General features: G+C 58.0%; 1 protein-coding gene. It reads right to left on the reverse strand.

Annotated features, from left to right (window positions below):
• Positions 1-381: 381 nt before the first annotated feature.
• A partial coding sequence (locus tag IBX59_RS15155) for a dioxygenase (protein ID WP_296377064.1) occupies positions 382-1,045 on the reverse strand: 664 nt, incomplete at its 5' end.

Here is a 1,045-nt window from a genome sequence, read left to right on the forward strand (position 1 = left end):
TACTTGACTACGAATCAAGGGGTCGGGGGTTCGAATCCTCCCCAGTCCGCCATTTTAATTTTTCAAATTACCTATTTTTGCGCTGTTCGTCAGGAAATTGCTGGATACCAGTAGCGTTGGCGCTATGCTGCACATGCGGCCTTGCCACCCTTTTGCGGATCGGCGGCCAGATCCCGGAAAGGTTGCAAACCCGGCCACCGCGCCGCGCCAGCAGTTCCTGTTTGATCGCTTGCCGGTCAGGTCCGATACGGCCAGACCGGCAGTCAGATCAGGATCGTTTGGCAGGTGCCAGAACGAAATCATGGATCACTTCGAAAAACGGCGCGTCGGCGTCTGCTTCAGCGATCCGCGTCTTATCAGTGACCAACACGAAATCAGCCATCAGCGATTCCTTGACCCCAAACACCGCATCGGAATGGATATATTCATCGTCGGGGTCAAAGATATGGGTGACAAGGGTTTAAAACCCTGCCGCCTCGATGATGTAGGCAGATGCGCGGGCCTGTAAGGATGCCGCCCCAGCGCCCCCAGCAGTTTGCCCACAGGGCCATCATCGGGGATCGGATAGGACCGGGGTTTCGCCCCCCAAAACCAATATGACCCGTCATCGCCGGTGCGAAACACCCCGCGAAAGTTGAAATCAGGCCGAATGCCCTTTTGCTGCACGTCATCGAACCCGTCGTCATTGGTCTGCCAGACGTCAATTTTGGCACCCGCAACAGGGTTGCCTTCGGTGTCCAGAATGCGGCCCTTGACCAGCATCCGCGCGCCCTTGCCATCAAGGCAGATATCCAACCCCATCGGCCGTTCGGGCGCATCCACCAACATCGACACGCCCAGCACATCCGACAGCAGGATGAATTCCTGCCGCCAGTCGTCGCATTTGTGGCCTGTGTCAGTCAGGAACATGATGGCTTGCAGCCATTCCTCCTGGGTTGGGTCCACTTCTTTGACGGCGGCGTGCAGGCCCAGTTCGGCGCCAATCGTGTGCGCAGCATCTTCACATGCCTCGCCGCCAATCCCCGTCAGCGGTGAACACCCAGCC

It is taken from the genome of Yoonia sp., from assembly GCF_014859355.1.
Taxonomy (GTDB): Bacteria; Pseudomonadota; Alphaproteobacteria; order Rhodobacterales; family Rhodobacteraceae; genus Yoonia.